Genomic DNA, 5,379 nt, shown 5'->3' with positions numbered 1-5,379 from the left:
GAATCTAAGAAAAGAGATTAGCTACAGTCTGTAAACGATAACTAGGAGGAGCCGTGTGCATTAATAGTGCAAGCACGGTTCTGTGAGGGGGAGGAGTACAATCTACCGGAAGGTAGAAAGGCTCCCTTCTACTCGACTAGTGGAATAAGTTTTGGGGAAATTTTCTTGAAGCAATAAGGTTAACGTTCATGCTAAGATTCACAGGAGGTTTTTTTTTGAGAATACAAAAATGTAATAATTGTAGGAATCAATTTACATGGAAAGAAATTCAAAATGCATCTGGTTGGGGATATAAGAAATTAGTTTGTAAAAAATGTGGTTTGGAACACCTGATTACTTTTCAATCAAGGTTTTTACCACGTCTGATATATGCAGTATTAATTTTTTCTAACTTATTTCTCAGTAATGTTCCTTATGCTTTACATCAAACGTATTTTGGATTGGCTTTATTATTAATTTTTATTAATGTGTTGATTTTTCCTTACTATGCAAAATATAAAGCTGTTTAAAAGCATAAATAAATATATTCTTATTCAAGTAACGAGTGCTTGAGTTGAACAAAAGGGTCGCTGCTGCGGCTTTTTTTTGTTTCACTAACGGGAGTGGAAGAAGAGAAATAAAAACAATATCTCTTTTATATCCAATTTGACTAGAAATCAAAAATTCCACTAATTCTTTTTTGATAAGAATTAGTTGTGCAAAATCAAAAATAACTTCAAAGTATGCACCAACAATACACATCAATAAGCCATCTTCATGATATGATCAACACTTACCCCCGGCTTTACAAAGGGATATAGTGCAGGCCTATGTGATTTTAATTACTTTTGACAATGAATAAAGCGTATCCTGGTATTAGGATACGCTCAAGGGTGCTCACCCCACCCGTAGTTGTTTCAATTGTAAAAGATCCATTAAAACTTCTTCATTTACTTCCTCTTTAAAATCTGCAGGAAAATCTAATGAAATACCTTTTCGACTAGCTACTGAAATAATTAATCCTAATTCATAGTACATCTTTTTACTTAATATTCCTTCTTCTACATTATGTAAAATTTCTTTATAGAATCGAATGAGAAACTCAATTGGTAAATTTTCATAAAAATCCATTATTTATTCACCCTTTCAGGAAAACGCTTACAAATAAAGTATATCATAGTTTTTGTTTGGGGTTCTGAATAAGCTGAATATTTAATTTAATTCTAATCTTGGATTACCAAATGGGAATATCCATATGGATTGGCAGGGCTACCGATATATCTAATACATCTTTTGCGTCCTACATATCGGCCAAATCCGTCGAAGTTTCATCTTTATAAGATATATCTAATATGTTCGTAATAGGTTGATTGAAGGCAACGGTAATGCTTTTTCTTATTGCAGTAACGTGGCAGGATTGTTAATAAAATGCTATATGTTTCATTTTGAAATCTTGGGTAAAATAATATTGGCATTGGAAATACTATAATAACTGGAAGGTATGTTCTTATGTTTCATATTACCGAAAGTTTAATCTGGGCAGTATTAGTTGGTGTAAAAGGATATTGGAAAAATTGGAGTACATATCAAAGCACAATTCTTTATGTAATTGTTGCGATTTAATATATAATTTTCTTACATATAATTATCAGTTGTGGGAATATACGGATAAAAACATGGTTTTTCCTAATACAGCATTCATAATTTATATGTAATGTTTTTTCTTCACCCTTGGTTTATAGTTGAATTTATACAATTAAAATTACGCATTATCAAAGATGAACATGGTTGGTCTCTATTGTATTCCATACCATTTGATATACTGGCTTATTAATTCTTAATTTTGCACCACAAAAGACCATTTTTGACTTACTTACTATCTTTTTTGCGGTTATCTTCCTTGTGTGGTATTTCCATGATCCAGTTCTAAATGAAAAATGACGATATTTAAAAATAGTAGGGATTTTAGTTTGTTGAAAAACTCTACTTATAGTAATGGGGTGTGATTGTTAAAGAGTGACAATCGCTTTTTCATTAAAGGAGCAGGAAGGTTTAGCAATAATAAATGGATTCATTTGTAAAATAGAGCAAAGATAATAATAAATTATCTTTGCTCTATTTTTTTAAACCTTGTTATTATAAACCAACATATTATTGCCAATAGCCAATAGATAGGGAATGAATAAATGTTTTTCCAAGTAATCTCTTGATATATATTAAAAAATTCCAAAAATTGTTCAGCTACAAATGCAAGGAATGCAGATTGAAACCCTGATATGAGAAAGAATTTTTTAAAGTTATCTCCCCAACGTTGATAAATTAACATAAACGGGATAATTACTATACCTATATCGTAAGGGTATAACTGTGGAAATAGGTAAGGTGTTAAACGTATAGGATATGTCCATGCCATTGCGTTACTCCCTATGGAGTCAAGAATAATAGCAGAAACTCCATAAAATAAGCCGTAAGCAGTAACCTCAGTAATTCTTATTTTATTGATAAAAATCCAATAAAATATGGGGGATAAAATACTAAGTATGACTAAGAGCCACCATTGCCATGTATAAAGATTATGTTCTCTCCAAAAATCTTGAATTGTATTATAAAAAGTTTTTTCGATTTGTATTAATTCGTCAATAGGAATTGTGCTTGACAATAAATACTCATATAAATTCAATGATACTATGTTCATTTATAAACACCCTATTTTACATATATATAATTATGTTTTACAAAACATTGATAATGTATCCGCTATTGAACTAACCGGGTGGCATTACTGAAACAAAGGTAATGCTTTTTCTTATTGAAGTAACGGGGCAGGTTTGTTAAATAACCATTGAAACAAGCTGTTCAATAATACCCCTGGTAAAACAATAACACATGAGCTTTCAAGACTGGAACATGTGTCAGTTATTATCACTACTGAGTACACCTTTTTCAATGGTGACGTAAAATGGTGTGGAAGTTTTTTTGTTTTTCCCATGTGAAAATAGGTATCATGATGTTCTATATTTTTTCTTTACTCTCTTCACAATCAATATTAGAAAAAAGAGTAAAGGAATGTATCCATAATCTATTAAAAATCCTATTTTCCCCAGGTAGCTAGTTACCGTATTAATTTGTTGCCTTGTCCTTAAAAAATTAATGATAATTAATACAATCATAGATATCATAAGTACCCCATATTTTTGCTTCAAGTTGGTCACCTTTTTTATAATACGGCTGGCACACCAAAAGGAAATACAAAAATTAGGAAGAAGGACAATAGTCCAAGTGGCAATGCCAATGTATTCAAATCTCTCAACAAAAGGCATCTCTACTATTTTCCACATCGTTAAGGTTGGCCATATGTTTTTTTGCAACTGTCCTTCAGAAAAATAAGCAAAGGTTAAAATCGTAAGAAATGTATAGGCAATCGTAGCAAGAAGAACAGCCACATGGGCCCATTTTTTTGATTTTTTCGGTTCTTTGATAAATGGATAAAAAAACAAAAGTATCAAAGAGCCAGAATAGGTAAAGGACATTTGATAAGATGCTTTAACCAGATCCTTTATAGAGTGGTCAAAAATTGGAAGAAGGTTCTTGAAATCCGCATAAGGTAGCGTAAATAGAAAAGTGAAAACTAAATAAGCAGGAAGAACAAATCCAAAAAACGCAACGCCTGTTATGGTTCTAATCCCTCCAAAAACGACATAAGTACCTAAGCAACAAAAAGCTAGAGAATACCAAAAAGTACTAAGATCAGGAAACATCCACACTTGAATGACCTCTATAAAATTCCTAAGAACAGTGACAGCACTAACAAGAAAATAGATAACAAATAGCAGGGATATGAATTTGCCCATTTTATTGCCAAATGTGACGGTATGGGCTATCATTATATCGCCATCTGCTGTTTCGGCGATTTTGTACATCATCCATAGAATCATATGGATGCTTAAACCGGAAATTATAACGGCAATCCATGCATCGTATCCTGCAGTTAATGCGATAATAGGCTGGAAGCCAAGAACCCCTATTCCAACTTGCATCTTATGGATCAGAAAAAAAACTAAAAAAGACGATATTTTTGCTTTTTCAGGCACTATTTGTTCCATTAACCCTTCCTCCGGTTCTTATGTCCATCACTTTTTTGCTTTTTATTCATGTGAAAATATCATATTTAGGATTTTATGCCCTTGAAGCTTATAATCATTGAGGTTAATTGCTTTAATAAGAGTAATCTTAAGGTCCAACATTCACGGTATAGATTAAAAAAGGAGTTAAGGAAGGTAAATCTTAATAAGTATGTCTATATTTATCTTTTCCTTATATGGAATAATTATGAATCATGCTGTTGTATAATGGGTCACTTATGTAGGTAGATGAAATTTTATGATAAAGGAAATCATTTGCAAGTTACATTGATGAGTCTTAATGTTGGTGAAGACACCGGTTTGGAAATTCATCCTAACGTTTACCAATTCTTATGGATTGAACAAGGTCAAGGGGTTGTGCAAATGGGCAAGAGAAAAGATAATTTACACTTTGTTCTAAAGGTTTATGATGATTCGGCCATCATGATACCTGCTGGAACATGGCATAATGTAACCAATACAGGTAATATCCCTTTTAAACTTTATTCTATATATGCACCTCCTCAACATCCATTTGGCACGGTTCATGTAACTAAAGCAGATGCCTTGGCTACGGAACACCGTTCTACCTTTGATATGCACTATGCAGATTCAAAAAAGTATTCAAATAGGATTCAAACTAATAATATAAAAATCGTTAAAACTCGCTTTTCTAAAGAAGAAGCAGCAGCGGTAGCTTTACTTTTAAGTATTGACTTTGATAAAAGTAAGTTTGATTTAGATGAGATTTGGATGGGAGTGAATACTGAACTTGAGCATGGAAAACAGTCCAGCCAAACAAATGTTACTGGAGATGATCCTATTATTACTGGAAAAACTGCCCTAGCTCATCTTAATGAATTTCCTGATTATTATAAAAGGCTAAAAGTACTTGAGGATGAAGCAAAAGCATTGGAACAAATGATATACACACACTCCAGAAAACCCATATTGAATTAAACTTTAAGAACCATCCTGTTTTTCAGGTTGGTATACTTTTGCAATGAAGGAATTCTGGATAGAGTTAACTTAGAACATACCTCTTAAGTGGACCAATCGAGACTATTGTTTGTGAAGAAATTCACTTAAACTAACGGGTGCAAGAGTTAAAGAAGGGACCGCTGTGGCGATCCCTTTTTGTGCGACGGGCAGTCGCATGGAGTGTTGATCTAGTCGACACTCTTCTTTTCATTATCTGACAGAGACGTCATCTCGGTGAAACGACTGGTTGATGATGATGATACTGAATCCCAGATGGTGAAAGTCCATCTCCGAGGAG

Annotated in this window: 6 protein-coding genes and 1 pseudogene; 3 read left to right on the top strand and 4 right to left on the bottom strand. The window is 32.8% G+C overall.

Translation table 11 applies throughout. The annotated features are described in order from the left end of the window. The first annotated feature begins 188 nt into the window (after nt 1-188). Nucleotides 189-509: a TIGR04104 family putative zinc finger protein gene (locus tag E2K98_RS32495; protein ID WP_133340599.1), complete on the top strand. Its 321-nt coding sequence runs from the start codon at nt 189-191 to the stop codon at nt 507-509. On the opposite strand, the gene E2K98_RS31385 is transcribed toward E2K98_RS32495, so the two are convergent. The 4 genes from E2K98_RS31385 to E2K98_RS29990 all read right to left on the bottom strand — a co-directional run bounded on the left by E2K98_RS31385 (nt 463) and on the right by E2K98_RS29990 (nt 4,082). Beyond that, a complete protein-coding gene (locus E2K98_RS31385) occupies nt 463-741 on the bottom strand; it encodes a hypothetical protein (protein WP_165976438.1) in 279 nt (92 codons plus the stop codon). The genes E2K98_RS32495 and E2K98_RS31385 overlap by 47 nt on opposite strands. Before the next feature lie 135 nt (nt 742-876). After that, a complete protein-coding gene (locus E2K98_RS30000) occupies nt 877-1,110 on the bottom strand; it encodes a hypothetical protein (RefSeq protein ID WP_133340597.1) in 234 nt (77 codons plus the stop codon). A 973-nt stretch (nt 1,111-2,083) separates the two neighbouring features. Then, nucleotides 2,084-2,674: a CBO0543 family protein gene (locus E2K98_RS29995; protein ID WP_133340595.1), complete on the bottom strand. Its 591-nt coding sequence runs from the start codon at nt 2,672-2,674 to the stop codon at nt 2,084-2,086. 307 nt (nt 2,675-2,981) lie between these two features. Next, a complete protein-coding gene (locus tag E2K98_RS29990; RefSeq protein ID WP_133340593.1) occupies nt 2,982-4,082 on the bottom strand; it encodes a GerAB/ArcD/ProY family transporter in 1,101 nt (366 codons plus the stop codon). A gap of 285 nt (nt 4,083-4,367) precedes the next feature. Between E2K98_RS29990 and E2K98_RS29985 the strand changes: the two are divergent. After that, nucleotides 4,368-4,679 (top strand): annotated as a pseudogene (locus E2K98_RS29985) (cupin domain-containing protein); the annotation flags it as partial. An 18-nt stretch (nt 4,680-4,697) separates the two neighbouring features. After that, entirely contained in the window at nt 4,698-5,060 is a 363-nt protein-coding gene (locus E2K98_RS31945; RefSeq protein WP_235824983.1) for a DUF5661 family protein, read from the top strand. Nucleotides 5,061-5,379 lie beyond the last annotated feature (319 nt).

This window comes from Bacillus salipaludis, from assembly GCF_004358205.1.
Note: the sequence above shows the minus strand (reverse complement) of the source record. Positions and strands in the feature narration are given on the sequence as shown.

Coding starts and splice junctions, on each gene's coding strand:
- E2K98_RS32495 (WP_133340599.1), top strand. CDS start 189: ATGCTAAGATTCACAGGAGGTTTTTTTTTGAGAATACAAAAATGTAAT.
- E2K98_RS31385 (WP_165976438.1), bottom strand. CDS start 741: ATGTGTATTGTTGGTGCATACTTTGAAGTTATTTTTGATTTTGCACAA.
- E2K98_RS30000 (WP_133340597.1), bottom strand. CDS start 1,110: ATGGATTTTTATGAAAATTTACCAATTGAGTTTCTCATTCGATTCTAT.
- E2K98_RS29995 (WP_133340595.1), bottom strand. CDS start 2,674: ATGAACATAGTATCATTGAATTTATATGAGTATTTATTGTCAAGCACA.
- E2K98_RS29990 (WP_133340593.1), bottom strand. CDS start 4,082: ATGGAACAAATAGTGCCTGAAAAAGCAAAAATATCGTCTTTTTTAGTT.
- E2K98_RS31945 (WP_235824983.1), top strand. CDS start 4,698: ATGCACTATGCAGATTCAAAAAAGTATTCAAATAGGATTCAAACTAAT.